Below are 25,546 nucleotides of genomic sequence, written 5' to 3'. Positions count from 1 at the left end.
TTCGATCGGTGGCGAAAGTTCCGTGGAACAGAACGCGGTTCCATCCCGACACAGACGTTACCGCCCCACGCGCGACAGGTAAAGAGGGATCCCCCGGCGGTATCATGCGTCGTTTCGCGGACCGCGATGCGGGCGGATGCACTCCAGAAGCCTCCGACCGTGGTGTCACTCGCTAGGCTGGTGGGTGGTGCGTTGTGCGGAGCGGACAACGCTTTGCACGCACCGTTGGCGATTCCCTGGCACGATCTGCCAGCCGTAGAAAGGTCTGCCGTGACTGTTCACGATCAGGATCCGTACTCGCAGGACGCGCTCGACAGCGATCCGGATGAGACCGCAGAGTGGCAGGAGTCGCTCCAGGAGCTGGTGAAGGCCAAGGGCCACGGCCGTGGTCGCGAGATCATGCTGAGCCTGCTCAAGGCTTCGAAGGATCTCCACCTCGGCGTGCCGATGGTGCCGACCACCGACTACATCAACACCATCGCGCCCGAGAACGAGCCCGACTTCCCCGGCGACGAGGAGATCGAGCGACGCTACCGCGCCTGGATCCGGTGGAACGCGGCAATCACGGTGCACCGCGCCCAGCGGCCCGGGATCGGCGTGGGCGGGCACATCTCGACGTATGCCTCCTCCGCTGCCCTGTACGAGGTGGGCTTCAACCACTTCTTCCGCGGCCCGGACCACCCATCCGGCGGCGACCAGATCTTCATCCAGGGACACGCCTCCCCCGGCACCTATGCGCGGGCCTTCCTCGAAGGCCGGCTCACCGAGGCGCAGCTCGACGGCTTCCGTCAGGAGAAGTCGGCAGCCCCCAACGGCATCCCGTCCTACCCGCATCCGCGCCTCATGTCGGACTTCTGGCAGTTCCCGACGGTCTCGATGGGGCTCGGCCCGATCAACGCCATCTACCAGGCGATGACCAACAAGTACCTCACCAACCGCGGTATCAAGGACGCCGGAGACTCGCACGTCTGGGCGTTCCTCGGTGACGGCGAGATGGACGAGGTCGAGAGCCGCGGGCAGCTCCAGGTCGCCGCGAACGAGGGCCTCGACAACCTCACGTTCGTGATCAACGCCAACCTGCAGCGCCTCGACGGTCCCGTCCGCGGCAACGGCAAGATCATCCAGGAGCTGGAGAGCTTCTTCCGCGGCGCGGGGTGGAACGTCATCAAGGTCGTATGGGGTCGGGAGTGGGACGACCTGCTGAAGCGCGACACCGACGGCGCGCTCCTCAACCTCATGAACGTCACCCCTGACGGCGATTACCAGACCTACAAGGCCGAGAGCGGTGCCTACGTCCGCGAGAACTTCTTCGGCCGCGACGAGCGTGCCGCCGCTCTCGTGAAGGACTACAGCGACGAGCAGGTCTGGAACCTCAAGCGCGGCGGGCACGACTACCGCAAGGTGTACGCGGCGTTCAAGGCGGCTGTCGAGCACAAGGGGCAGCCGACGGTCATCATCGCCAAGACCATCAAGGGCTACGGTCTCGGACCGCACTTCGAGGGCCGCAACGCGACCCACCAGATGAAGAAGATGACTCTGGATGACCTCAAGCTCTTCCGCGACGCGATGCACATTCCGATCAGCGACGCGAAGCTCGAGGAGAACCCCTACCTCCCGCCGTACTACAACCCCGGCGCGCAGGACGAGACGATCCAGTATCTCCTGGAGCGGCGCCGGTCACTCGGCGGCTTCCTCCCGGAGCGTCGCTCGCACCACGTCGGGCTGACCCTCCCCGGCGACGACGCGTATGCGCTGCCGAAGAAGGGGTCCGGCACGCAGGAGGTCGCCACGACCATGGCGTTCGTGCGACTTCTGAAAGACCTGCTGCGCGCCAAGGACTTCGGACACCGGATCGTGCCGATCATCCCCGACGAAGCACGCACCTTCGGGATGGACGCCTATTTCCCGACCGCGAAGATCTACAACCCCAACGGCCAGCACTACACCTCGGTCGACCGGGAGCTCCTCCTGGCATACAAGGAGAGCCCGCAGGGGCAGATCATTCACGTCGGCATCAACGAGGCCGGCGCCCTGGCCGCCTTCACCGCGACGGGCACGTCCTATGCCACGCATGGTGAGCCGCTCATCCCGGTGTACGTCTTCTACTCGATGTTCGGCTTCCAGCGCACCGGTGACGCGCTGTGGGCGGCCGGCGACCAGATGGCCCGCGGATTCCTCGTCGGCGCGACCGCCGGCCGGACCACGCTGACCGGTGAAGGGCTGCAGCACGCCGACGGTCACTCTCCGCTCCTCGCGTCGACGAACCCCGCCGTCCTCAGCTACGACCCCGCGTACGGGTACGAGATCGCGCACATCGTCCGCTCGGGCATCGAGCGGATGTACGGCGGCAACCACCCCGACCCGAACGTCATGTACTACCTCACGGTCTACAACGAGCCGCTGGTCCAGCCGGCCGAGCCCGAGGGCGTGGACGTCGACGGCATCGTTCGCGGCATCCACCGCATCTCCGAGGGTCAGGGCGACGGCGCGCGTGCGCAACTCCTCGCCTCCGGCGTCGGTGTCCCGTGGGCCCTCGAAGCCCAGAAGCTGCTGAAGGACGACTGGGGGGTTGGCGCCGACGTCTGGTCCGTGACCTCGTGGGGGGAGCTGCGTCGCGACGGCCTGGCCGCGGACGCACACAATTTCCTGCACCCGGAGGACGCACCCAAGACGGCCTACATCACCGAGAAGCTCGCGGGCGCTCCGGGCCCGGTGGTTGCCGTGAGCGACTTCGAGCACGCGGTGCAGGAACAGATCCGTCCGTGGGTGCAGCACAATTTCCACACTCTCGGCGCTGACGGCTTCGGCTTCTCGGACACGCGTCCGGCTGCTCGCCGCTTCTTCAATATCGATGGGCCGTCGATCGTGGTGCGCACGCTCCAGGCGCTCGCTGCCGAAGGCGCGGTCGACCCGGGTCTCTCCGCACAGGCGATCGAGAAGTACCGCCTGCACGACGTGACCGCGGGCACGAGCGGGAACGCCGGCGGCGAAAGCTGAATCGGGATGACCGGGCGCAGCGCCACGCCGGCTGACAAGGCGGAGACGCTGGCGTGGCTGCGCCGTATCTCCGGTGACCTCGCGACCGCCACCATCCAGCGGCTCGAGGAATCGCTGCCGTGGTACGCCGAGATGCCGCCGGCCCGCCGCTCAGCGGTGGGGCTGGTGGCGCAGGCGGGCATCACGTCGTTCATCTCCTGGTACGAAGACCCGACCTCCACTCCGTGGATCGCCGCCGACATCTTCGCCGCCGCGCCCCGCGAGCTGCTGCGCAGCGTCAGCCTGCAGCAGACGCTGCAGTTGATCCGGGCGACCGTCGAAGTCACTGAGGAACGCGTCAAAGGCCGCAGCGGCAACGTCCGCGACGCCATCCTGCTGTACTCCCGCGAGGTGGCCTTCGCGGCCGCTGACGTCTACGCGCGCGCGGCCGAGGCGCGCGGGCTGTGGGATGCCAGGCTGGAGGCGCTCGTCGTCGACTCGATCCTCACCGGCGAGGCGGATGAGGAGCTCCCCAGCCGTATCGCCGCACTCGGCTGGCACGGGCACGGTGAGGTCGCCGTCCTCGTGGGGACCACTCCCCCTCAGCTCGACGTCGACCAGCTCCGCCGCACAGCCCGCAAGCTCGGCGTCGATGTGCTCATCGGTGTGCAGGGAATCCGCCTCGTCCTGGTCGTCGGCCGCGCGCAGGCGGCACGGACCGAGGATGCGGCGCCCGAGCTCCCCTTCGCCGAGATCGCCCGGCGCCTGGAACCCGGCTTCGGCTCCGGCCACCTCGTCCTCGGGCCGACCGTTCCCGCGCTGGTCGATGCCGGCCAGAGCGCCCGCGCGGCCCTCGCCGGCTTCGCGGTCGCGCGGGCGTGGCGCGGCGCTCCGCGCCCGGTGGACGCGGACGATCTCCTCCCCGAGCGCGCCCTGGCCGGCGACCCTCTGGCCAAGCAGACGCTCGTGGAACGCATCTACCGTCCGCTCCAGACGCACAGCACCGACCTGGTCTCGACCCTGTGGAGCTACCTCGACAACGGCCGCTCGCTCGAGGCGACCGCCCGCGAGCTGTTCGTGCACCCCAACACCGTCCGCTATCGCCTCAAGCGCGTGTCGGAGGTGATCGGCTGGGACGCCACCGGGCCCCGCGAGGCGCTGATCCTGCAGACCGCCCTCATCCTGGGGGCCATCGGCACCGACACCACCCGCCGTCGCGCGCCCACGCTGCGCCGGAACCCGCTGTGATGGAAGGTGGATACAAAGGTATGGCGCATTCTTGTGCGACGATCTCCGAAATCACACGCCCGATCCTTGGCAGGATGGACAAGTGATCATCGCCGTCTTCCCCGGTCAGGGTTCCCAGACCCCGGGCTTCCTTGCACCCTGGCTCGAGCTCGACGGGGCACGCGAGCGTCTCGAACGGTACTCGCACGACGCGGGTCTCGATCTCGTCGCGGCGGGGACCGAATGGGATGCGGACCGTATCCGCGATACGAAAGTCGCCCAGCCCCTCATCGTCGCGGCGAGCCTGCTGTCGTGGGCGGAGCTCACGGCGCAAGCCGACGCCGCGATCGATGGAGTCGCCGGGCACTCCGTCGGTGAGATCGCAGCGCTCGTTGCGGCGGGAGTGCTCTCCGACGACGACGGGATGCGGCTGGTTGCCCTCCGCGGACGCGCTATGGCCGACGCTGCGGCGCTGGAGCGCACAGGGATGAGCGCGGTCATCGGCGGCGATGCCGGCGACGTCCTCGCACGCTTGCAGAACCTCGACCTCACCCCGGCCAATCACAACGGCGGTGGACAGATCGTCGCCGCCGGAAGTCTGCCCGCGTTGGCCGAACTCGCCGACGTGCCGCTGCCCGGCAGCCGCGTCATCCCGCTTCAGGTGGCGGGGGCGTTCCACACGCGCTATATGGAACCCGCCGTCGAGACGCTTCGCTCGGCTGCCGCCCGCCTCTCCCCGGCCGACCCGGCCGTTACGCTGTGGACCAACTCCGACGGCTCCGTCGTCACCGACGGCCGCACCGCACTCGACCTCCTCGTCGCACAGGTCGCCTCACCGGTCCGCTGGGACCTGTGCATGGAGTCCTTCGGCACACACGGGGTCACCGGGATCGTCGAGCTCGCGCCCGCCGGTACGCTCACCGGCCTGGTCAAGCGCGGCCTTCGCGGCACGCCCACCGTCGCGGTGAAGACACCCGATGACATCGCCGCAGCCGTCGCGCTGCTGAAAGGAGATGCCGCGTGAGCGCCGTCCTCGTCCAACCTCAGGGCCCGGCCCATACGCGGATCTACTCCTACGGCGCAGCGCGCGGTGAGCGCGTGGTGCCCAACGACGACCTCGTCGGGCCGATCGACTCGAGCGACGAGTGGATCCGTCAGCGGACGGGAATCATCACCCGCGTCCGCGCGAACCCCGAGACCACGGCGATCGAACTGTCCACCGACGCCGCAGCCGAGGCGATCGCCCGTTCCGGGATCCCCGCCTCGGAGATCGACACGGTGATCATCGCCACGATCAGCAACCCCCGGCAGACTCCGTCCGTGGCGGCCATCGTCGCCGACCGCGTCGGGGCGAATCCCGCTGCCGCCTATGACATGAACGCCGCGTGCGCGGGCTTCGCCTACGGCGTGGCACAGGCCGACGCGCTGATCCGCGGCGGCAGCGCCCGGTATGCCGTGGTAGTCGGGGTGGAAAAGCTCAGCGACATCGTCGATCCCACCGACCGCAGCATCTCCTTCCTGCTCGGTGACGGTGCCGGCGCGGTCGTGATCGGCCCCAGCGACACGCCCGGCATCGGGCCGACGGTGTGGGGCTCCGACGGTTCCAAGGCGGACGCCGTCACCATGAATCACACGCTCATCGAGTTCCGCGATGGCGTGGCACCGTGGCCGACGCTGCGTCAAGAGGGGCCCACAGTGTTCCGCTGGGCGGTGTGGGAGATGGTGAAGGTCGCCCGTCGAGCGCTCGAGGCCGCGGGAGTGCAGGCGTCCGATCTGGCGGCGTTCGTCCCGCACCAGGCGAACATGCGCATCATCGACGAATTCGCCAAGCAGCTCGGCCTCCCCGAGAGCGTGGTGATCGGGCGCGACATCGAGACGACCGGCAACACCTCTGCGGCATCCATCCCCCTGGCCACGCACCGCCTGCTCGAGGAGCACCCGGAGCTCAGCGGTGGCCTCGCACTGCAGATCGGCTTCGGCGCGGGGCTCGTCTTCGGCGCGCAGGTCGTCGTCCTCCCATAGCCGCACGGAGCCGGACCCTAGACTGGACGAGGCCCTCCGGGGCTGGCGAACCCCACGAACGAACAGGAGTAACCATGGCATTCACCAACGACGAGGTCCTCGCCGGACTCGCAGAGCTCATCACCGACGAGACCGGGATCTCGGCCGACGAGGTCGCCCTCGAGAAGTCCTTCACCGATGACCTCGACATCGACTCGATCTCGATGATGACGATCGTCGTCAACGCCGAGGAGAAGTTCGGCGTCACCATCCCCGACGATGAGGTCAAGAACCTCAAGACCGTCGGTGACGCTGTCACCTACATCACGTCGAACCAGGCGTAATCGTTTCCGGTGGGGGTTCGCCCCCACCGGTTTCCCCTGAGGAACCCCATTTATGAGCACCTCTCGAATCGTCGTCACAGGTATCGGGGCATCCAGCCCCCTCGGTGGCACCGCACCGGAAAGCTGGTCGGCGCTGCTGGCCGGAGAATCCGGCGCCCGCAGCCTCGAGCATGACTGGGTCGAGCAGTACCAGCTCCCGGTCACGTTCGCCGCCGAGGCGAAGGTGCGTCCCGACACCGTGCTGGAGCGCCCGATCGCCAAGCGCCTGGACCCTGCGTCCCAGTTCGCGATGGTGGCCGCCATGGAGGCGTGGGCGGATGCCGGCAGCCCTGAGGTCGAGCCCGAACGCCTCGGCGTGGACTTCGCCACCGGGATCGGCGGCGTGTGGACGCTCCTGGATGCATGGGACACGCTGCGCGAGAAGGGTCCTCGCCGTGTCATGCCGATGACGGTCCCCATGCTCATGCCCAACGCCGCAGCGGGAAACCTCTCTCTGCACTTCGGCGCCCGGGCTTACGCCCGCACGGTCGCCAGCGCCTGCGCTTCCAGCACGGAGTCGATCGTCAACGCCCTCGAGCACCTTCGTGCCGGTTACGCCGATGTCGTCATCGCAGGCGGCACGGAGTCTGCCATCCATCCCATCACCCTCGCGGCGTTCTCCTCGATGCAGGCGCTGTCCCGGCGAAACGACTCCCCCGAAACCGCGTCGCGTCCGGGCAGCATCGACCGTGACGGCTTCGTGATGGCGGAAGGCGCAGCGGTTCTCATCCTCGAGACCGAGGAGCACGCCCGAGCACGCGGCGCGAAGATCTACGGTGTCGTCGTCGGAGGCGGCGTCACCGCCGACTCCTACCACATCACCGCCAATGACCCCGAAGGCCGAGGCGCGGCGCTGGCCGTGCGACAGGCTCTCGAGATGGCGGATGCTTCGCCTGATGACGTGACGCACATCAACGCTCACGCAACCTCCACCCCGGTCGGCGACCCCAACGAGTACCAGGCGCTGCGATCCGTATTCGGGCCGCGTGTCGAGGAGATCCCCCTGTCTGCCACGAAGGCTTCCACGGGCCACCTGCTCGGGGGCACTGGCGCACTGGAAGGGATCTTCACCATCCTCGCCCTGCGCGACCGGATCGCGCCGCCGACGATCAACCTCACGGAGCGCGACCCCGAGGTGCCCTTCGCCTTCTCCGGCGACCCGGTGGAGCTGGGCTCCGGAGACCAGCTCGCGATCAGCAACTCCTTCGGCTTCGGCGGGCACAACGCGGTTGTGGCCTTCGCCAACGCCTGACGGTTCATTCAGAAGACCCCCGTGCCTCGCGGCACGGGGGTCTTCCTGATGTCGGGCGGGGACACGATGTCTCGGCTGCCAGGGCACTCACCGGCTTCCGGTACCCCCGCGTCACGCCGCCCGAGGTCTGAGGGTCAGCCGACCTTGTGCAGCCAGACGACGGATGCGTCGTCGCTCGCGTGGCGGAACGGCTCGAGTTCCTCGTCCCACGCCGCACCGAGCGCAACCTCGAGCTCGGAACGAAGTTCCAGCGCGTCTCCGGCGGCGACCTCCATCGCGTAGCGGAGGCGATCCTCGCCGATCACGACGTTTCCCGCTGAGTCGGTCTGGGCGTAATGGATGCCCAGCCCGGGCGTGTGCATCCAGCGCCCGCCATCGCTGCGCGGTGTCGGATCTTCGGTGACCTCGAACCGCAGATGCTCCCACCCGCGGATCGCTGTCGCCAGAGCGGCGCCCGTGCCCACCGGACCCTCCCAGTAATACTCCGCGCGGCGTGCGCCGGCGAGTACGGGCTGATCCGCCCACTCGAAGTTCACGGCGCGGCCGAGGCTCCGACCCACCGCCCACTCGAGGTGCGGGCACAACGCGCGTGGCGCGGAGTGAATCAGAATCACTCCACGCGAAAACGTGCTCGCCATGGTTTCTCCTTCGTCAGGTACGTCTTCCCCTACGACCTGACCGGATACCCGGCGTTATTCGGTTGTGCTGACGCCATTATCGCTGTCTCGCGCCGGAACCACAAGGACGCCTCGCCGTCCGGCTGCTGGGGCTCGAGCGAGAAACGACGATCCGGACGAGAAACGCCGCCGCGCGTTGTGTTTCGGCCGGATCGTGGTTTCTCGGTTGGGGGTGGCGGGCGGCCTCAGCGGTTCACCGCGATCTTCTCGTCTCCGCCGTGGACGGCGTCCACAACCCGCTCATAGGCCTCCTCTTCGATGGCCGTGCTCACGGTCCTCCCGGCGCCCCCCAGTCCGGTGTCGGCGCGGTCGAAGTAGACGTCATCGACGACGGCGACGATCGCGGATGATCCCGCCGGCAGCCACTCCGCAGCATCCATCCCCACCCGCTTCTCGGCGTGGCGTTGGTCGATCGCACCCCCGTCAGCCTCAACCGGAACGCCGCCCGCCGCGAGCTGGAGCGGTGGCTCGAACAGGCCCACCACCAGGCCGGCCACAGCCGTGGGCGCCGTGCCGTACACGGTCAGTCGACCGCCGTGCTCGGTCACTTCGACGCGACCCTCCCGGTCGCTCGTGAGCACCACGGCGGCGACGACGTTGAGGTCGTCGGCCGACTTCATCTGTGCGAAATCACCCTGCGCCGAGGCTTCGTCTTCGAACGAGGCGACGAGCAGCGAGTAGCTGCGGCCAATCATGGGTCGTCCTTTCCGTGGACCCACCTTCCGCCGCGTTCGCCGGCAGTGCCAGAGCAGAACGTCCTGGCAGCGAGAGAGGGGCGCCCCGGTTCGACCGGAACGCCCCTCTCACCTGTTCAGCGAGGCTCAGGCCTCGCTCATGACGGTCTGCTCCGCCTGGCCACGGGCAGCCAGGGCCGCGGCGCGAGCCGCGAGTCGGCGGGTCTGCTCGGCCTGACCGGCGTCGAGGTACTCCTGCGAGACCTCGTAGTTCGGCACATGCGTGCGGCCGTTGTACTTCTCGATGTACGCGTCCAGCTCGGGTCCGGACGTCCACGACGTGATGAGGCAGTAGCGGGGATCGTTGCCCGGGTGGGTCGCGGCATGCCACAGACGCTGGGTGTCGACGATGAGCTGCGCCCCGGCCGGCAGGGCGATCCGGTACTCGACGCTCGGGTCGGTCCGGTTGTCCCGCAGGACGAAGAAGCTGTCCTTGTCGTCGGTGAGGTTGAAGAATCCGCGCACGACCCAGCCGGTGCCGTCGGGGTTCAGCCGGTTGTTGTCATCCTGGTGCAGGTTGTACAGGCAGTCGGCGTAGGTGTTCGGCTGCAGCTCGATGATGCGGCAGCGGCCGACGTTTGCGCCCGGCTCCTGTGCGCGACGGACGAGGTTCGGCGCCTTCTCGACCTGAGAGGGGATCCAGATGCCGTCTTTGTCGGTCCGCGGGGTCTTGCCGCTCCAAAAGCCGCCGCATTCGATTTCGCCGTCCTTGGAGGCCAGGGGTGCGAAGCGGGTGTCGCCGGAGGACTTCCAGTCGACGTACTCCAGGTCGAGCCACTCCTGGGGGTCGAGTTCCTGGTTGTAGCGGTCGAGGACGACGTAGCCGGTCTCTTCGAGAGCGGCGGACTTGATGTAACCCATGAGGTGAGTCATGCCTTCCGTAGGGGGCCAGTACGTTTTTCCAGGCCCTGGTAAGGCAAGCCTACCTGGGGCACCTGAGCCCTCTCGGGAGGCGAGGCGGAGAGCGTCGCCCGCCCCGTCTGCCCAGGTCTCCGCGGTTAGACTCGACGGGGCCTTCGTGCCGATCCCGGATCGCACGCGGCCCTTTCTCACGAGTGGAGGTCGAAACGGCACATGGTCAGCGCCACGAACGTCGATGCGAACGCGGTCAACACGGTGGGCTGGCTCTCCTCCCCCGACACGAACATCGTCGTCCCGGTGTATCAGCGGCAGTACCGGTGGGACATCGGCGGCTGCGAGCAACTCCTCGCCGACATCCGCGCGGTGGCAGACGCGGATGACCGCACCATGCACTTTCTCGGATCGATCCTTTCCGCCGCCAACACCGACCGGGGGAACGGATCTCCCGAGCTCGTGCTCATCGACGGGCAGCAGCGCATCACGACTCTGATGCTCCTCATCGCCGCTCTGCACCACACCGTGCGGGCCACCGACCCGGCTCTCGCGGGCGACCTCGAACGCGTGCTCGTCCGGGCTGCCGACCGCTCACGGACGAAGCTCCGCCCGCACCGCGCGTGGGCCGAGATGTTCGAGGCGGTCGTTCTCGACAGGTACGGCGACGACGCCGTGCGCGACTCCCGATTCGACGACAACTACTCCTTCTTCCGCAGTCAGGTGAGCCTGGACGAGGCGCCGCGAATCTGGCGAGGCCTTCAGAAGCTCGAGCACGTCGCCATCAACCTCGGCGCGGGCGCCAACGCACAGCAGATCTTCGAGAGCCTCAACTCCACCGGCGAACCGCTGCGCGACCACGAGCTCATTCACAACTACGTGCTCATGGGCCTCACCCACGCCGAACAGACGGAGATCGAGGACGAGTACTGGCTCCCCATCGAGCAGAACACCGGTGACTCTATTGCGGCATTCTGGCGCCATTACCTCGTGATGCGCACGGGGCGGGAGGTCACGACCGTCGGTGAACGGGGTGTCTACGACGCCTTCCGGACGGAGTTTCCGCGCCTTGACCGCGCACAGCTCGTTTCCGCTGCCGCCGAATGGAAGGCCTACTCGGAGATCTACCGGGTTCTGCTGGAGCCCGCCCACGCAGCGGACGGCGAGATCACCCGCGAACTCGGCTACCTCAACGTCTTCGGGCGGGGCATGTACCCCCTGGTCATGCAGGCGTACGGCGATTTCGCCGCAGGGTCGCTGTCGAAGACCGAGCTGCTGAAGACGATCCTCTACGTCCAATCTCTGCTGCTGCGGCGCCGAGTCTCGGGCCTCAGCAACGACCGGCTCGTTGCACGGCTCTGTCGAGCGCGCGCAGTCAGCAGTGAGGCTCTGGAGGCCGCGATCTCCCGCATCACTCCGTCGGATGAACGCGTGCGCGTCGGGCTGAAGTACGCCGACCTGCCGCATCCCGCGTACGTTCTCAGTCGGCTTGCCGGCGTTGACAACCCCGCTGACCTGGAGGTGGAGTACATCTTCCCGCCCGTTCCCGGCGATGCCTGGACGGGTGACGGCGTGCGCCCCTGGTCGGAGTACTCCGAGGACGAGCAGAACAGCCACCGCGCGCTGGCGAAGACGCTCGGCAACCTGACTCTGCTCGAGGAAGGTCTGGCGGAACGGGCCGCCGGCCGTTCCTTCCCCGAGAAGCGGGATGCGGTGTACCCGCGCAGCGCGGTGGGGCTGGCCCGGGAGCTCGCCCAGGTGGACACGTGGAATACCGCGGCGATCTCGGCCCGGTCGGCGGCCCTCAGCGAGCGCTTCCTGGAGATCTGGGCGAAGCCGCCGGTGGTTGCCATCGACGACGACGATCTCACGCCCATCCTCGACGCCAAGCGCCGCCGCGGCTGGCCCCGCGGCTGGCAGCGCGAGTGGGATTACGTGGAGTACCGCGGCGAGCACTGGGAGGTCTACGACGTCAAGTACCTCTTCAACCGCATCTTCAAGCGGCTCTGGGCTGACTCCCGCGATTCCGTGATCGCCTTCAGCGCCCGTCGCGGCGGCCCCGTCTATGACGCGCAATCGTGGAACGGGCAGTGGGACGCGCTGGATGACAGCCACTTCCTCTACATGGGCTGGGACTCGCGCTACATGCTCGCGGCCGTACAGGGGCTGCTGGACGAGGCCGGGATCGCATCGGAAGTGTTCGTGAAGTATTCCTACGTCGGCAACGCTATGCCCTGATCAGGAACCGATTCCACACTGTCGGGCTCACACATCGGCCCGGGCGCAACCCCTGTGGGGCGCAGGGGCGGGCAACGTAGAGTGGCCCGCGCATGGGGGGATTCCTGGGGTCAACAGAGTGAGGATGAACCGATGAAGTACAACAAACTGGCGGTGGCAGCGGCGTTAGCCGTGGCGCTTCCCGCCTTCGCCGGCACCGCTGCATCCGCTGCGGCCCCTGTCGCGACGCAGGCACCGACCGTCAGCATTTCCGCTGTCGCTCCCGCCGACGTCGCCTCCGCGCGGGCGACCATCCTGCCGCAGACGAACGCTGCCCGGGCCGCTGCCGGCCTCCCCGCGCTGACCGAAGACGCGGATCTGAACGCCATTGCGCAGTCCTGCTCCGAGACGCAGGCGGCCAACGGCGTCATGGCGCACTGCGACGCCTACTCGGCGTATCCCGCCGGCTGGACACGGGCGGCGGAGAACGTCGCATCCGGTCAGTCCGTCGAAGAGGTCGTGGCCGCATGGATGGCTTCGCCGGGTCACCAGGCGAACATCCTCGACCCCTCCACGACCCACATCGGCATCGGGTACGCGGTGGGCGCGGACGGACGCACCTACTTCACGCAGGACTTCGCAACCTACCCGGCCGGGACACGTCCGGCGCCCGCGCCTGCGCCTGCACCGGAGCCTGCCCCCGCGCCTGCTCCCGCACCTGCGCCCGCGCCTGCACCGGAGCCCGCCCCCGCGCCTGCTCCCGCACCTGCGCCCGCGCCTGCGCCCGCGCCTGTGCCTGCCCCTGCGCCTGCACCCGCACCTGCGCCTGTCCCCGAAACGCCCATGGTGCCCGAGGTGGACGTGCCGACGGCGGCCGAGATCCGCGAGCTCGTCTGGTCACACCTGCGGGAGTCCGGCTACCCCTGGGTCGACCGCGAAGCGCTGCAGCAGCAGATCCGCGATCAGCTTGCTGCGGCAGGCATCCCGTTCGAGCTGAACATCGCCGACTACCTGCCGTAAGCACCTTCGCCACACCAGAGCCCCGCGGGCGGATCCCCTCCGTGCGCGGGGTTTTCCCTGCCGACCACTCCCCCGAGTGAACCGCGTCCGCGCGCCACGCACGTGCGCGGTTGGCGCCGACGTCAGGCGTCGAGGTCGCGGACGTCCCAATCCCGCGAGTCGATGCGGAGCGCTCGATCTCCGACAAGCGTCCGGAGGATATCGACGACGGTCGCCAGCGATGCGGCGCCCACCTGCTCCTCCCATTGCTCTCGAAGCTCGTCGAAGATCAGTTCTCCCTCGTGAAGCATCGCCAGACCGTGATCGGTGACGCGCACCCGAATCCGCCGCCGATCGTCCGGATCCACGTCGCGCGTGACGTAGCCGCGCTCCTCCAGCGCCGCGATCGTCTTGGCTGCGGCCTGCTTCGTCACAGAGGTCGCGCGGCCGAGATCCGACGCGCTATCGGCACCGGCAAGGATCGCGCGCAGCGCGAAGTCGTGGGTCGGTCGGACGTCTTCGTAGCCCCGTTTCGCCAGCTCCGTGGTGGCCCGGTCGGCGAGGGTGCGAAAGCCGCCGAGCAGGAGCAGGGCGAGTTCGGCACCGGACCTGGACATGCCCCCAGCGTACGGAATATTGATGCGGACAACCCGGTTGTCTAATGTAGAGACAACCCCGTTGTCGATTTAAGGAGCACCATGACCATCATCACCCCTGCCGGGGCGACCATCCCCGGCGTCACCCACCACGTCGCGGAGATCAACGGCACATCCCTGCATTACGTCGCCGCCGGCGAGAGCGGCACACCCATCCTCCTCGTTCACGGCTGGCCGGAGACCTGGTGGGCGTTCCGCAAACTCCTCCCCCTCCTCGCGCGTTCCCACCGCGTCTACGCGGTCGACCTTCGCGGCTTCGGCGACTCGAGCGCCGACGACACCGGGTACGGAGAAACCGTGTCGGCGGAGGACCTGCACCACCTGGTCGGTCACCTGGCCGCCGGTCCGGTGCACGTCCTCGGCCAGGACATCAGCGGCGGCACGGTCTTTCGTTTCGCCGCCACCCACCCCCAGGACGTCTTGAGCCTCATCGCCGTCGAGACGACTCTCATCGGTTTCGGGCTCGAAGCCCTCGCTGACGTGAACAATTTCGGCTCGTGGCACGTCGGGTTCCTCGGCACGCCGGGGATCGCCAGCATGCTGGTGCCGGGGCACGAGCGACAGCTCCTCGCGGATTGGGCCTACCCCCTGATGAACGGCACGGAAGGCGCCGTCACCGAAGGGGACCTGAATGAGTTCCTCCGCTCGTACGTGCGCCCGAACGCATGGCGCGGGGCAGAGGGTCTCTATCAGCAGCTCTTCATCGACAAGGGCGAGACCAAGGCTCTGGCCGAGGCCCACCCCATCGCGGTGCCGGTCCTGGCAGTGGACGGCGTGAACGCCCCGTTCACCGCGGCCACCTTCCGGCAGGTGACCGCGGGCGAGGTCACAGAGGTGCACATCGAGGGTGTCGGTCACCTCGTGGCGCAGGAGGCGCCCGAAGCACTGGCCGAGGCCATCCTGGCATTCACGCACTGCGTTGAGAACAGTCGGTAGGGCGGGTAGGGCGTCGCGCATCACACGCCAGGCTCAGCGCAGGCGCCAGGACCGAGTGACGTCGGAACCTCATCGAGGCGGCGCATTCCGCACAAGACGCGGAATCGCGGCCGTCGTCAAGACGGCCCAGACAGCGGACCCGGTTGGGGGCGCAGGCGAAGGGGGTCAGCCAGGAAAGGCGAGGAGCATGCGCTCTGCGACCGCTGCGAGCTGCGCCCGAGAAGCGCCGCCGGCCGCCTGGACCGCCAACCCTGCTGATGCCGTCGACAGATACTTCGCCAGTTCGGCGGGGTCTTCGGCCTCGGAGAGATCACCTTCGGCGATGGCTCGTTGGAATCGTTCGGCCATTCGCGTTTCGCCGGCGCGACGACTGTCGCTCAGAAACGCGACGATGGCCTCGTCCTCCGCTCGCCCCGACAGTCCACCCTGGATCGACAGGCATCCGGCAGGCCGCCCCGGCGTGGTGATGGCGGCCACGTTGCTTCGAAGGTAGTGCTCGGCGACGGCCCTCGCCGTCGGCTCTGCAAGCGCCTCACGCGCGTACGCCATGTCGACCTCTGCGTAGCGCGAGACCGCCCGCTTGAAGGTGCTCTCCTTATTGCCGAACGCCGCGTAAAGGCTGGGCCGAGTGATGCCCATGGCGTTGGTGAGATCGTCCAGTGTCGTTCCCTCGTAGCCGTGCCGCCAAAAGACGTCTATCGCTCGATCGAGTGCGTCATCCATGTCGAACTCCCGGGGTCTCCCCCGCATCACCATGTGATCGCCTCGCCCGAGTTTTTCATACTGTCCAGGATAAAACGCAGGAACGATCACCGAGGCCCACAGCGTGCCCAGCCTCCCCACCGGGAGGCCGGGCACCGTGCATGGGTTAGATGTGAACCTCGCCTCCGTCCACGATGAGCTCTCCGCCCGTCATGAAGCTGCTTTCATCCGTCGCAAGGAAGAGCGCCGCATTCGCGATCTCCTCCGGCTCGGCGAGACGGCCCATCGGCACCGAACCGGCGATGAACTCCAGGAGCGCGGGCGCCTCCTCTTCACTGGAAGCCAAACCGCGAAGGCCCGGGGTATTTGTCGGGCCCGGGATGAGGGTGTTCACTCTGATCTTGCGATCCTTCAGTTCCGCCGCCCATGTTCGGCCGAACGAGCGAACCGCCGCCTTGGACGCCGCGTAGACGCCGAATGCCGGCGTGCCCCCGAACGTTGCCGAGGATCCCAGGAGAATGACGCGGGCGCCGTCCTTGAGGAGTGGAAGCGCCTCCTGCACCGTGAAGAGAGTGCCGCGGACATTGCTGTCGAACGTATCCGAATAGTGTTCCGCGGTTATGCCGCCCAGGGCTGCGAACGCGCCCCCGCCGGCGCCCGCGTACAACACGTCGATCTCCCGCCCGTCACGAGCGAGCGCGGTGAACAGCCGAGCAACCTGCTCGAGGTCAGCGACGTCTGTCTGGACGCCCGTCGCCGCGGGGCCGAGGTCGCGCACGACTTGCTCCAGCTCGGCGGGGCGCCGCCCCGTGATGATGACGCTCGCGCCCTCGGCGACGAATCGCTTCGCGGTGGCGAGTCCGATGCCCGCAGTTCCGCCCGTCACCAATGCGGTCTGTCCAGTGAGTTTTCCCACGGTCTTCTCCTTCGACACAAAGACGGTGGATCCGTCCGTGGGCAATTCTATATCGCGTAGTACAGAATGCGGCGCGCGAGCGGCGTCCGGCTGTATGGGCAGTCGTCGGCGCCTGCACCCGGGAGCGCCATGGTCCCTCGTCCAAGCGCACGAACTCAGGCTCAGGTCGGGTGGGGCGCGTGTTCCGGGGCGGAATTCCGCCGCCGTGGAGGCGCGTTGACGCATCGAGCCTGAGTTAGGTTCCGGCGGGAGGCACCCCAGCGTGCCGGAGCGCGGGCAGGACGCGGCGGAGGAGGCCCCTGCGGTCGTACACGTCGGAGAGGGTGCGGTCGGCGGCGGATGCGGCGCGCCCGGCGTTGTCCGCCGGTACGCGGTCGAGTGCGGCCGGGCCGTCGAGCATCGGGTATGCGGATGAACGCTGGTGTACCTCAGCTTCCGCGTGATTCCACGGAGGCCGGACTGCGACACTGTAGGGCGGGTGGGACTTGAACCCACGATCGTCGGGTTATGAGCCCGCTGCCTTGACCAGCTTGGCCACCGCCCCCTGCTGCTCCGAGCCTACCGGGCTGGGAGGAACAGCACGGGAGTCCTGGTCTTTCGCGGCCTCGGTGCTGTCAGTGCTGCGGCGGTTCGTTGCCGCCTCGCGGAATCGGCAATTCGTGCGAGGCGCTGACCACCTGCGGATGGAACCGAGTGAGCTGGATGACCCCCCACACCGCCACGGCGCCGGCCACGGCGAACCCGGCCAACGCCCAGAGAGGCGCGGTTGAGGCCTCTCCGAGGACGAGCAGGCCGATGAGGACGGCAACCAAGGGGTCGATCACCGTGAGTCCGGCGATGACGAGATCGGGAGGGCCGACGGAGTATGCCGTCTGCACGAAGTACGCACCCACGGCGACGGCCGCCAGCAGAGCCACGACGCACAGGAGTGTCAGCCACTCGAAGTCGCCGCTCTGGATGCGGCTGATCACGACCTTCGCGAGGGTCGCGACGAAACCGTAGATGACGCCGGCTGCGGTGATGTAGAACAGGGCGCGCATGCGCTTGCGCAGCCATCCCCACAGCACGGCGAAGATCACGATGACGACCGCGAGCACGGCAAGGATGATCCACAGCTCGCGGGGTGTCACCGCGTGCTCGGTGGCGAAGAACGCGGCGATCACCACGAAGATGAGGATGCCGCCGATGCACGCCGCGATCGCGATGAGGGACTGTCGTGTGGGCTTGTGACCGGACAGTCGTGCGTTCAGGAGAGTCGTCACGACGAGGGCGACGGCGCCCAGCGGCTGAACGAGGATCAGCGGCGCGACCGAGAGCGCTCCGAGCTGGGAGACGATCGCGAACGCCAGCATGACCGTTCCTACGACCCACGACGGCCGCCGGAACAGGGCCACCAGCTGCCCGCCATTCAGGCCCGAGGTGCCGGCCTTGCCCGACAGTCGCTCGACCTTCGCGACCCCGCGGGACTGGTACTGCGCACCGAACGACATGAACACCGCGCCCAGCAGTGCCAGAGGGATTCCGAGGAGGATCCGAGGGTCGCGGAAGATCCCGACGAGCTCGTCGGTGACATCGCCCAGCGATGCGTCCACGCCAATCACCCCTCGACACTAACCGTCCGAAGCCGTCGGTAGGCTCAAGGCGTGGCTGTTCTCCCGATTCGCATCATGGGCGACCCCGTCCTGCACTCTCCCGCCTCCCCGGTCGAGGTCATCACGGACGAGGTCCGTCAACTCGTCGCCGACATGTTCGAGACGATGGACACCGCGCCCGGGGTCGGTCTCGCTGCCCCCCAGGTCGGCGTGCCTCTGCGCCTGTACGTCTATAACTATTCAGACGATGAGGGTGCGCCGTGGCGCGGCGTCATCGTCAATCCGGAGCTGTGGATGCGCCCGCTGGAGCCCGGATCCCCCGACCCGGTCGAGGAGTCCGAGGGATGCCTCTCGTTCCCCGGCGAACGGTACCCCCTCCGCCGTTCGGAGGAGGTTCTGGTGAACGGCACCGACCTGGACGGTCACCCGGTACGCCTCCAGGTCTCCGGATGGCGCGCTCGCATCATGCAGCACGAGTTCGACCACCTCGACGGCATCCTGTACATCGACCGGCTCGAGGACAGCGACTGGAAGACCACGCAGAAGATCGCCCGCAAGCGGGGATGGGGTCAACCTGGCCAGAGCTGGCTGCCCGGCGTGGACGACATCGACGCGTGATTGTCCCTTAGACCCATCCCGTGGTGCGGCGCCACCCCATTCATCCGGAGGTCCGCATCGGATTGGGTGGACTCATGCCCGACACCTCGACGCCCCTGACCGTACTGTTCGACATCGACGGAACCTTGGTCGATTCCAATTACCTGCACGTGGAAGCGTGGGCGCGCGCGTTTTCAGAGGCGGGACATCCCGTCGACACGTGGCGGATCCACCGCGGCATCGGCATGGATTCCGCACTGCTGCTGGAGACGCTGCTCGGAGACCAGGCCGAGACCGTCGGCCCGCCGGCGAAGGAGGCGCACGGCCGCATCTACGCCGGCATGGCGGACCGCCTCCGCCCCTTCGGGGGCGCGCGCGAGTTGCTGATGGAGCTTTCCCAGCGCGGTCACACGGTGGTGCTGGCCACCTCCGCACCCCAGGAGGAGTTGGATGCCCTGCTCCCGGTGCTCGACCTCGGTGACACCCTCGACGTCGTCACCTCCGCGGAGGATGCGGAGACAGCCAAGCCGGCGCCCGACATCCTGCAAGTAGCCCTGAAGCGAGCCGAAGTACCGCCCGAGAGCGCGGTGATGATCGGCGACGCGGTCTGGGATGTCGAGGCGGCGGCGCGCGCGGGCGTCCGATGCATCGGCGTGCTCAGCGGCGGTACCGGCCGTGCCGAGTTGATCGCCGCCGGCGCGGTCGCCGTCTATGACGACGTCGCCCAGCTCCGCAGCGAGCTCGATGACAGCATCCTGGGCGGAGCCGGGGAATAGCCCGCTGACCGGGATTGTTCTACGCCCGGGAGGAAAGAAATGAAGGGTGATCGAGTAGAAATCGTGGTGGATGCCGGGGGCGGGATCGCGCGCACGTATGAGATCGAGGCGAGCCGCGCCGGTCGTCGACTGGACGTGACGCACGGACGCGGATTGATCGAGGTCGCAGAAGTGACCCGAAGCGGCAGGCCGGTGCGTTCAGCAAGGTTCATGGCGAACCGAGTGATCGCTCTGGTGGAGCACCCCGCGGACCAGCACCAGCAGCAACCCGACGAGGTCGTGGCGTTCGCGCGCGCAGCATGACGCAGCGCACCAGCCGAGACGCCGGGAGGCGTCAGGCGGTGTGTGCGTCGCGGTGCGCCGCCTCCATGGCGGTCGACTTCAGTTGAAGAATGGCGACGGCCTCGTGCAGTGAGCCGAGAGGCGCCTCGATCTCGTCGAAGTGGTGCACGAACCCGTTCGCGTCACGCGCGGTGACGGTCACGAACGCGTGACCGTGCCGAGGCACCCGGGTGCCCTTTGTTCGCACCTTGCGTTCCCCCATGCGCGACGCTCCTTCCGCTGAGTCGAATGTACCCGGCGACAGTGGCGCCTGCCCGGCGGACACGCGCTCATGTACGCGCGCACGCTCGCCACAAAAGGAAAGGCCCGGGGTGGAAGCCCGGGCCTTAAGTGAGAGCCGCGTTAGATGACGCGGTACTCTCGCTCCCCGGCTTGGACTCGAACCAAGAACCTATCGGTTAACAGCCGATTGCTCTGCCAATTGAGCTACCGAGGAATACGTCCCGCGCCATGCGCGCAACCCCACCATCCTAGCAAAGCATCCGACGTGCTTCGAACTCAGCGTGCCACCGCGCGCGTCGCGTCCACACCGTCAGGCGTCCACAGGAGGGCGTCGGCCCCGTGTCCATAGGCGACGGGATGTCCGCCACGGAGCACGAGAACATCTGCCGCCAGCTCCCGTGTCGCCTCGGCATCGTTCGTGACGACGATGGCCGACATGCCGTACCCATCGCGGCGCCGGAGGATGGCGTCACGTGCCGCTGCGCGCACCTCGATGTCGAGGTTGGCGTAGGGGTCGTCGGCGATCAGCAGCCGGGGGTCGAGAACGAGAGCTCGAGCCAACGCCACGCGCTGGCGCATTCCGGCGGACAGCTCGTATGGGTACTTCGCGGCCGCCCCGAGCGGCAACTGCATCTCATCCAGCAGTGTCGCCACGCGCACCGCCAGGGCACGCGTGTTCACCCGGCGGTCGCGGCTCGTGATGGGTTCGGAAATCACCTCGGAGACGGTCAGCCGCGCCGGCAGGTCGGCGCCGGCTCGCTGCGGCATGTGGCCGACCACATACGTGAGCTGTCGACGCGCACGGCCGGGCCGGCGGGCGTCGATCCCTTCCACGTGGGCCGAACCCCCCACGGCGACCACGCCGTCCTCCGTGCGCCCCGCGAGAAATGTCCCGAGCGTCGACTTGCCGGCGCCGGTGGGTCCCATGACAGCGAGGATGCCGCGCCGCGGGAGGGTGATCGAGACGCCTTCCACGATGCGCACGCCACCGCGTGCCACGGAGAGGTCGTCGGCGCGCACAGCGGTGTCCGCTTCGGTCGGGCGGGGCATCCCCTCATCCTGCCGTGTCGGACCTGCGCGCGCTACTGCGGCTCCAAGAGCCGCTGTCTGTCGCGATCGAGGTCACGCAGCCGGATGCGGAGGCTCCGACCCTCTTCGGAGTCCGGGGTCACCCGCTGGATGGCGCCCAGAAGTTCGCTCTTCTGTCGTTCGAGGGAGCGCACGATCAATCGACGCGCAAGATCCTTCGCGGATGCGACCGCGTGCGCTTCGTCGCGGGCGGGAAAATCGGCGGTGAGCAGCTCGGCGGCCAGGGACCGGAACGGTTCCCGCACGGCGCCGACGACGTCGGCCGCCCACCCGGGACGCGACGCCCCAGCCGCCCCGGCCACGACCGCGCGGACCGCCTCGAGAGCGGGCGAGCGGAAGGGGACCGAGAGGGCGCCGGCCAGCATCTCGGCATCGACGCGGTGCCCGTATTGCAGAAAGGCCATCAGCGCGTCCCGCTCCAGCGCTGTGTCGCGGTCGCGCGGCAGCGAGGCGATCGAGATCCGCACCTCCACCGGCTGGGCGTCGCCGGGATCCGCGCCGCGCTCGGGCGTCACCCGGTCGAGGGTACTCGCGCGTGCCGCTCCGCGCGCGGCGCGCTCCACGGCGGCGGACACCTCGGGGAGGTCCAGGCCGAGCCGGCGCGCGAGCACGCGCGTGTACCCCGGGCGCAGTGATGGGTCGCGGATCTCGGCGACGATGGGGGCCGCGCCCCGGAGCGCCCCGGCGCGTCCCTCCACTGTCGCGAGGTCGAAACCGGCCAGGCGCGAATCGATGACGAATTCGTACATCGGGACCTTGGTGTCCATCAGACCGCGCACGGCACCGTCGCCGCGTTCCAGTCGGAGGTCGCAGGGGTCCAGGCCCTCGGGCGCCACGGCGACATATGTCTGCGCCGCGAACCGCTTCTCGTCACCGAACGCCCGCAGGGCCGCCTTCTGACCTGCCGCATCCGGGTCGAAGGTGAAGACCACTTCTCCCGCGGCGGTGTCGTCACCCATGACGCGCCGGAGAACCGTGATGTGGTCCGATCCGAATGCCGTGCCGCACGTGGCCACGGCGGTGGTCACCCCGGCGAGGTGACACGCCATGACGTCGGTGTAGCCCTCGACCACGACGACCCGGTGCTCTCGCGAGATCTCCCGCTTGGCGACATCGAGCCCGTACAGCACCTGGGCTTTCCGGTAGATGGGGGTTTCGGGCGTGTTGAGGTACTTGGGGCCGTTGTCGTCGTCGTAGAGCTTGCGCGCCCCGAATCCGATGACCTGGCCTGTGACATCGCGGATCGGCCAGACCAGCCGCCCCCGAAAACGGTCGTACACGCCCCGCTGGCCCTGGGAGACGAGACCGGCCTGAGTGAGCTCTTCGCGGGTGAATTTCTGCGCGAGCAGGTGATCGGTGAGGGCGGACCATCCCCGGGGCGCGTACCCCACGCCGAAGTGCGCGGCGGCTCCGGCGTCGAAGCCCCGCTCGCCGAGGAACCTTCGTCCCGCCTCCGCCTCCGGGTCGGCAAGACGCGAGCGGTAGAACTCCGCCGCCGCGGCGTTCGCGGCATAGAGCCGCGACCTGCCGCTGGTTTCCGGCGCTGCGCCGCCATCCTCGTAGTGCAACGAGTAGCCCACCCGCCCGGCCAGGCGTTCCACGGCCTCACTGAACGAGACGTGGTCCATCGCCCGGAGGAACGAGTACACGTCTCCCGATTCGCCGCATCCGAAGCAGTGGTAGTACCCGACCTGAGGGCGCACGTGAAAACTCGGGCTGCGCTCGTCGTGGAACGGGCACAGTCCCTTCAGTGAGCCCACGCCGGCCGTTTTCAGGGCGACCCGCTCGCCCACGACGTCGGCGATGTTCGTGCGCGCCTTCACCTCATCGATGTCGCTCTGGCGGATGCGGCCGGCCATCAGGATCCGACCTCCGTCGTGCGCGAGAACCCGGGAGCCCAGATGCCGATGGATGCCGCATCCACCTCGCCGACCAGCCGGCTGTGCCACGCGAGCGCGAGCTGGTCGGTGAGGCTTGCGACCTGGTCGACGACCACGCGCCGGCGGTCGGCGTCGTTGTCGGCCGTGGCGAAGTCTGCGGCATGCAGCGAATCGAGAGACTCCGGAGAGTCCCACAGGGCCGTCGCAAGGCGCTTGAGAACGCGGCGCTGCTCCTTGTAGAGCGACCGGCGGCCTTCGATCGAGACCACCGTCGCGCCGATGATGCCCTTGAGGACGGCCATCTCGGCCTCGATCACGCGCGGAACCACCACGTGGGCACGGTAGCGGGTCAGCGTCTCGTAGGGGTAGGCCTCGCGAGTGGCGGTCGTGGCCGCGCGGGCGAAGCGTCCGATGAGGTCGCTGGTGAGATTCTTCAGTCGGGCCAGCGCCGGACGCGTGCCGTCGAATCCGCCGATCCACTCCGGGAGGCGCATCAGCCGGTACAGCGCGTCCGCGAGTTCGTCGCGGGCGAAGTCATACCCCACCCAGGTCTGGATGGCCGTGAGGAGGGCGTGGTGCTCACGGGTGTCGGCGAGGCGCGCGGGGTCGAGGTAGCGGTTCACGATGGCGTCCTCGAAGTCATGCACCGAGTAGGCGATGTCGTCGGAGAGATCCATCACCTCGGCCTCGATGCAGCGCACGCGGCCGGGCGCGTCAGCGCGCATCCAGTGAAAGACGTCTTCGTCATCGGGGTACACGCCGAACTTCAGCCGACCGCCGGGGTCCGGCACCGGGTGATCCGCCGTCCACGGGTACTTGCACGTCGCATCCAGGCTCGCCCGCGTGAGGTTCAGCCCGTGGCTCCGGCCCCCCGGGTCGACGACCTTCGGCTCGAGGCGGGTGAGGATGCGCAGCGTCTGCGCGTTGCCCTCGAACCCGCCGATGTCCTCGGCCCACTCGTTCAGCGCGCGCTCGCCGTTGTGACCGAACGGTGGATGACCGAGATCATGGCTGAGGCATGCGGTGTCCACGACGTCCGGCGACAGCTGCAGGGCGGTGGCCAGTTCGCGGCCGACCTGAGCCACCTCGAGGGAGTGAGTGAGACGGTTCCGGGCGAAATCCGCAGGGCTGGCGGGGCTCAGCACCTGCGTCTTCGCGGCGAGGCGCCGGAGGGCTGCCGAGTGCAGGACACGGGCGCGGTCCCGGGCGAAGTCGTCACGCTGGGACCCGTGGTGCTCGAACGAGTAGCGTGCGGCGTCCGCGTCGTCGTAGCCGGTCGGGCGGGGGGCACCGCTCCCGCGTTCGACGTCAGCCGCCACTGGAATCGAGCTCCGCCTCAGCAAGGTCTCGGGATGCGGCGTCGCCGAGGTCACGGGACTGCAGCCATCCGTCCGGCAAAGCAGGACTCTTGGGGGTGCCGGCCCGTCCCCGCTGGCCCTCCGCGGCCGCACCCGGGTAGGGCGCGTCCAGCTCGAGCTGCGCAAGCAGCTCGTCCATCTCCGCAAGGCTGGAGACGGTGGCCAGGCGTGCCCGCAGCTCGCCGCCGACAGGGTAGCCCTTGAGGTACCAGGCCACGTGCTTGCGGATGTCGCGGCATCCCCGGTCTTCGTCCTCGAAGAACTCGACCAGCAGCTCGGCGTGGCGACGGAAGGCCTGCGCCACGAAGCCGAGCGTCGCATTTACCGGCTGGGCGGCCGCCGCTCCCCCGCTGGTCGATCCCAGCGCCCGGGCGAGATCTCCGAACAGCCACGGACGGCCCAGGCACCCGCGTCCGACCACCACGCCGTCGCATCCGGTCTCGCTCATCATGCGCACCGCGTCCTCGGCCGACCAGATATCGCCGTTACCGAGCACCGGGATGCTGGTCACTGCCTCCTTGAGCGCGGCGATCGCCGCCCAGTCGGCCGTGCCGGAGTAGAACTGCGCCGCCGTCCGTGCATGCAGGGCGACCGCAGCCACGCCCGCATCCTCCGCGATGCGGCCGGCCTCCAGGAACGTCAGGTGATCTTCATCGATGCCCTTGCGCATCTTCACCGTCACGGGGATGTCGCCGCCGGCGCGCACCGCCCGCGTGACGATGTCTCGGAAGAGGCCGGTCTTCCACGGCAGGGCCGCGCCTCCGCCCTTCCGGGTGACCTTGGGGACGGGGCATCCGAAGTTCAAGTCGATGTGATCGGCGTGATCCTCCTCCACGAGGATTCGCACGGCGGCCTCCACGGTCGCCGGGTCGACGCCGTACAGCTGGATCGACCGGGGCGTCTCGGACTCGTGATGGCGGATGAGGCGCATCGTCGTCGCGTTGCGCTCCACGAGAGCCCGGGTCGTGATCATTTCGCTGACGTAGAGGCCCGCACCGTATTCACGGCACAGACGGCGGAACGCCGTGTTGGTGATTCCGGCCATGGGAGCCAGCACGACGGGAGCATCGAGCTGCAGCGGGCCGATGCGCAGGGGGCGCGTCGGGGCGAGGGCGGTGGTCACTCTCATATTCTCCCAGACGAACGGGGCCCCCTGCCCCGG

At 68.5% G+C, this 25,546-nt stretch carries 25 protein-coding genes and 2 tRNA genes; 12 read left to right on the top strand and 15 right to left on the bottom strand.

Annotation, left to right across the window (positions count from 1 at the left end; translation table 11 throughout):
* The first annotated feature begins 270 nt into the window (after positions 1–270).
* From aceE to AC4FS1_RS03740, 6 genes are all read left to right on the top strand, one after another.
* Positions 271–2,997, top strand: a complete 2,727-nt coding sequence (gene aceE, locus AC4FS1_RS03765; RefSeq protein ID WP_491152772.1) for a pyruvate dehydrogenase (acetyl-transferring), homodimeric type — start codon at positions 271–273, stop codon at positions 2,995–2,997.
* A 6-nt stretch (positions 2,998–3,003) separates the two neighbouring features.
* Complete coding sequence (locus AC4FS1_RS03760) at positions 3,004–4,224, top strand: PucR family transcriptional regulator (RefSeq protein WP_491152770.1); 1,221 nt, start codon at positions 3,004–3,006, stop codon at positions 4,222–4,224.
* 82 nt (positions 4,225–4,306) lie between these two features.
* Positions 4,307–5,227: an ACP S-malonyltransferase gene (locus AC4FS1_RS03755; RefSeq protein WP_491152768.1), complete on the top strand. Its 921-nt coding sequence runs from the start codon at positions 4,307–4,309 to the stop codon at positions 5,225–5,227.
* A complete protein-coding gene (locus AC4FS1_RS03750; RefSeq protein WP_491152766.1) occupies positions 5,224–6,225 on the top strand; it encodes a beta-ketoacyl-ACP synthase III in 1,002 nt (333 codons plus the stop codon). Before AC4FS1_RS03755 ends, AC4FS1_RS03750 begins: the two co-directional genes overlap by 4 nt.
* 74 nt (positions 6,226–6,299) lie before the next feature.
* Positions 6,300–6,548: an acyl carrier protein gene (locus AC4FS1_RS03745; protein WP_124293295.1), complete on the top strand. Its 249-nt coding sequence runs from the start codon at positions 6,300–6,302 to the stop codon at positions 6,546–6,548.
* A gap of 52 nt (positions 6,549–6,600) precedes the next feature.
* A complete protein-coding gene (locus AC4FS1_RS03740; protein ID WP_491152764.1) occupies positions 6,601–7,839 on the top strand; it encodes a beta-ketoacyl-[acyl-carrier-protein] synthase family protein in 1,239 nt (412 codons plus the stop codon).
* A gap of 134 nt (positions 7,840–7,973) precedes the next feature.
* Here the strand turns inward: AC4FS1_RS03740 and AC4FS1_RS03735 are convergent, their stop codons facing one another.
* From AC4FS1_RS03735 to AC4FS1_RS03725, 3 genes are all read right to left on the bottom strand, one after another.
* Complete coding sequence (locus AC4FS1_RS03735; RefSeq protein WP_491152762.1) at positions 7,974–8,477, bottom strand: DUF3145 domain-containing protein; 504 nt, start codon at positions 8,475–8,477, stop codon at positions 7,974–7,976.
* 224 nt (positions 8,478–8,701) lie between these two features.
* Positions 8,702–9,211, bottom strand: a complete 510-nt coding sequence (locus tag AC4FS1_RS03730; RefSeq protein WP_491152760.1) for a DUF1269 domain-containing protein — start codon at positions 9,209–9,211, stop codon at positions 8,702–8,704.
* A gap of 126 nt (positions 9,212–9,337) precedes the next feature.
* Complete coding sequence (locus tag AC4FS1_RS03725; RefSeq protein WP_491152758.1) at positions 9,338–10,111, bottom strand: hypothetical protein; 774 nt, start codon at positions 10,109–10,111, stop codon at positions 9,338–9,340.
* Between the two features lie 213 nt (positions 10,112–10,324).
* Here AC4FS1_RS03725 and AC4FS1_RS03720 point away from each other — a divergent pair, with 213 nt between their 5' ends.
* Both AC4FS1_RS03720 and AC4FS1_RS03715 read left to right on the top strand, forming a co-directional pair.
* On the top strand, positions 10,325–12,340 hold the full coding sequence (locus tag AC4FS1_RS03720; protein WP_491152756.1) for a DUF262 domain-containing protein: 2,016 nt from the start codon (positions 10,325–10,327) through the stop codon (positions 12,338–12,340).
* A 132-nt stretch (positions 12,341–12,472) separates the two neighbouring features.
* Positions 12,473–13,339: a CAP domain-containing protein gene (locus AC4FS1_RS03715; RefSeq protein WP_491152754.1), complete on the top strand. Its 867-nt coding sequence runs from the start codon at positions 12,473–12,475 to the stop codon at positions 13,337–13,339.
* Positions 13,340–13,461: 122 nt separating this feature from the next.
* Here AC4FS1_RS03715 and AC4FS1_RS03710 read toward each other — a convergent pair whose 3' ends face one another.
* Positions 13,462–13,935 carry a MarR family transcriptional regulator gene (locus AC4FS1_RS03710; protein WP_491152752.1) on the bottom strand — a complete coding sequence of 158 codons (474 nt, stop codon included), beginning with the start codon at positions 13,933–13,935 and terminating at the stop codon, positions 13,462–13,464.
* A gap of 81 nt (positions 13,936–14,016) precedes the next feature.
* Between AC4FS1_RS03710 and AC4FS1_RS03705 the strand changes: the two genes are divergently transcribed.
* Positions 14,017–14,910, top strand: coding sequence for an alpha/beta fold hydrolase (locus AC4FS1_RS03705; protein WP_491152750.1), 894 nt, complete (start codon positions 14,017–14,019; stop codon positions 14,908–14,910).
* Between the two features lie 165 nt (positions 14,911–15,075).
* On the opposite strand, the gene AC4FS1_RS03700 is transcribed toward AC4FS1_RS03705, so the two are convergent.
* From AC4FS1_RS03700 to AC4FS1_RS03680, 5 genes are all read right to left on the bottom strand, one after another.
* Positions 15,076–15,633, bottom strand: a complete 558-nt coding sequence (locus AC4FS1_RS03700; RefSeq protein WP_491152748.1) for a TetR/AcrR family transcriptional regulator — start codon at positions 15,631–15,633, stop codon at positions 15,076–15,078.
* A gap of 145 nt (positions 15,634–15,778) precedes the next feature.
* Positions 15,779–16,528 carry an SDR family NAD(P)-dependent oxidoreductase gene (locus AC4FS1_RS03695; protein WP_491152747.1) on the bottom strand — a complete coding sequence of 250 codons (750 nt, stop codon included), beginning with the start codon at positions 16,526–16,528 and terminating at the stop codon, positions 15,779–15,781.
* 235 nt (positions 16,529–16,763) lie between these two features.
* A complete protein-coding gene (locus AC4FS1_RS03690) occupies positions 16,764–16,928 on the bottom strand; it encodes a hypothetical protein (protein ID WP_491152745.1) in 165 nt (54 codons plus the stop codon).
* 70 nt (positions 16,929–16,998) lie between these two features.
* A tRNA-Ile gene (locus tag AC4FS1_RS03685) sits at positions 16,999–17,072 on the bottom strand.
* A 70-nt stretch (positions 17,073–17,142) separates the two neighbouring features.
* Positions 17,143–18,129, bottom strand: coding sequence for a DMT family transporter (locus AC4FS1_RS03680; protein WP_491152744.1), 987 nt, complete (start codon positions 18,127–18,129; stop codon positions 17,143–17,145).
* Positions 18,130–18,171: 42 nt separating this feature from the next.
* Here AC4FS1_RS03680 and def point away from each other — a divergent pair, with 42 nt between their 5' ends.
* The 3 genes from def to AC4FS1_RS03665 all read left to right on the top strand — a co-directional run bounded on the left by def (position 18,172) and on the right by AC4FS1_RS03665 (position 19,796).
* Complete coding sequence (def, locus tag AC4FS1_RS03675; protein ID WP_491152742.1) at positions 18,172–18,738, top strand: peptide deformylase; 567 nt, start codon at positions 18,172–18,174, stop codon at positions 18,736–18,738.
* Positions 18,739–18,812: 74 nt separating this feature from the next.
* Entirely contained in the window at positions 18,813–19,493 is a 681-nt protein-coding gene (locus tag AC4FS1_RS03670; protein ID WP_491152740.1) for an HAD family hydrolase, read from the top strand.
* 39 nt (positions 19,494–19,532) lie between these two features.
* Positions 19,533–19,796, top strand: a complete 264-nt coding sequence (locus AC4FS1_RS03665) for a DUF8836 family protein (protein ID WP_491152738.1) — start codon at positions 19,533–19,535, stop codon at positions 19,794–19,796.
* Positions 19,797–19,827: 31 nt separating this feature from the next.
* Here AC4FS1_RS03665 and AC4FS1_RS03660 read toward each other — a convergent pair whose 3' ends face one another.
* From AC4FS1_RS03660 to dusB, 6 genes are all read right to left on the bottom strand, one after another.
* Entirely contained in the window at positions 19,828–20,037 is a 210-nt protein-coding gene (locus AC4FS1_RS03660; protein WP_491152736.1) for a hypothetical protein, read from the bottom strand.
* A gap of 161 nt (positions 20,038–20,198) precedes the next feature.
* Positions 20,199–20,271 (bottom strand) — tRNA-Asn (locus tag AC4FS1_RS03655).
* 62 nt (positions 20,272–20,333) lie between these two features.
* Entirely contained in the window at positions 20,334–21,107 is a 774-nt protein-coding gene (locus AC4FS1_RS03650; protein WP_491152734.1) for an ATP-binding cassette domain-containing protein, read from the bottom strand.
* A 32-nt stretch (positions 21,108–21,139) separates the two neighbouring features.
* On the bottom strand, positions 21,140–23,005 hold the full coding sequence (dnaG, locus tag AC4FS1_RS03645) for a DNA primase (RefSeq protein ID WP_491152732.1): 1,866 nt from the start codon (positions 23,003–23,005) through the stop codon (positions 21,140–21,142).
* Complete coding sequence (locus tag AC4FS1_RS03640) at positions 23,005–24,345, bottom strand: deoxyguanosinetriphosphate triphosphohydrolase (protein WP_491152730.1); 1,341 nt, start codon at positions 24,343–24,345, stop codon at positions 23,005–23,007. Before AC4FS1_RS03640 ends, dnaG begins: the two co-directional genes overlap by 1 nt.
* Positions 24,335–25,513: a tRNA dihydrouridine synthase DusB gene (dusB, locus tag AC4FS1_RS03635; RefSeq protein ID WP_491152729.1), complete on the bottom strand. Its 1,179-nt coding sequence runs from the start codon at positions 25,511–25,513 to the stop codon at positions 24,335–24,337. Before dusB ends, AC4FS1_RS03640 begins: the two co-directional genes overlap by 11 nt.
* Between the last annotated feature and the right edge of the window lie 33 nt (positions 25,514–25,546).

The sequence above is a fragment of the Microbacterium sp. Z12_35 genome (assembly GCF_058310475.1).
Note: the sequence above shows the minus strand (reverse complement) of the source record. Positions and strands in the feature narration are given on the sequence as shown.

What these genes read in the sequence shown, in the direction of transcription:
- AC4FS1_RS03710 (WP_491152752.1), bottom strand. Translation starts at nt 13,935, where the DNA reads ATGTCCAGGTCCGGTGCCGAACTCGCCCTGCTCCTGCTCGGCGGCTTT.
- AC4FS1_RS03665 (WP_491152738.1), top strand. Translation starts at nt 19,533, where the DNA reads ATGAAGGGTGATCGAGTAGAAATCGTGGTGGATGCCGGGGGCGGGATC.
- AC4FS1_RS03730 (WP_491152760.1), bottom strand. Translation starts at nt 9,211, where the DNA reads ATGATTGGCCGCAGCTACTCGCTGCTCGTCGCCTCGTTCGAAGACGAA.
- AC4FS1_RS03760 (WP_491152770.1), top strand. Translation starts at nt 3,004, where the DNA reads ATGACCGGGCGCAGCGCCACGCCGGCTGACAAGGCGGAGACGCTGGCG.
- AC4FS1_RS03660 (WP_491152736.1), bottom strand. Translation starts at nt 20,037, where the DNA reads ATGGGGGAACGCAAGGTGCGAACAAAGGGCACCCGGGTGCCTCGGCAC.
- AC4FS1_RS03745 (WP_124293295.1), top strand. Translation starts at nt 6,300, where the DNA reads ATGGCATTCACCAACGACGAGGTCCTCGCCGGACTCGCAGAGCTCATC.
- AC4FS1_RS03725 (WP_491152758.1), bottom strand. Translation starts at nt 10,111, where the DNA reads ATGGGTTACATCAAGTCCGCCGCTCTCGAAGAGACCGGCTACGTCGTC.
- dusB (WP_491152729.1), bottom strand. Translation starts at nt 25,513, where the DNA reads ATGAGAGTGACCACCGCCCTCGCCCCGACGCGCCCCCTGCGCATCGGC.
- AC4FS1_RS03700 (WP_491152748.1), bottom strand. Translation starts at nt 15,633, where the DNA reads ATGGATGACGCACTCGATCGAGCGATAGACGTCTTTTGGCGGCACGGC.
- AC4FS1_RS03650 (WP_491152734.1), bottom strand. Translation starts at nt 21,107, where the DNA reads ATGCCCCGCCCGACCGAAGCGGACACCGCTGTGCGCGCCGACGACCTC.
- AC4FS1_RS03740 (WP_491152764.1), top strand. Translation starts at nt 6,601, where the DNA reads ATGAGCACCTCTCGAATCGTCGTCACAGGTATCGGGGCATCCAGCCCC.
- dnaG (WP_491152732.1), bottom strand. Translation starts at nt 23,005, where the DNA reads ATGGCCGGCCGCATCCGCCAGAGCGACATCGATGAGGTGAAGGCGCGC.
- AC4FS1_RS03735 (WP_491152762.1), bottom strand. Translation starts at nt 8,477, where the DNA reads ATGGCGAGCACGTTTTCGCGTGGAGTGATTCTGATTCACTCCGCGCCA.
- AC4FS1_RS03705 (WP_491152750.1), top strand. Translation starts at nt 14,017, where the DNA reads ATGACCATCATCACCCCTGCCGGGGCGACCATCCCCGGCGTCACCCAC.
- AC4FS1_RS03670 (WP_491152740.1), top strand. Translation starts at nt 18,813, where the DNA reads ATGCCCGACACCTCGACGCCCCTGACCGTACTGTTCGACATCGACGGA.
- AC4FS1_RS03715 (WP_491152754.1), top strand. Translation starts at nt 12,473, where the DNA reads ATGAAGTACAACAAACTGGCGGTGGCAGCGGCGTTAGCCGTGGCGCTT.
- AC4FS1_RS03720 (WP_491152756.1), top strand. Translation starts at nt 10,325, where the DNA reads ATGGTCAGCGCCACGAACGTCGATGCGAACGCGGTCAACACGGTGGGC.
- AC4FS1_RS03690 (WP_491152745.1), bottom strand. Translation starts at nt 16,928, where the DNA reads ATGCTCGACGGCCCGGCCGCACTCGACCGCGTACCGGCGGACAACGCC.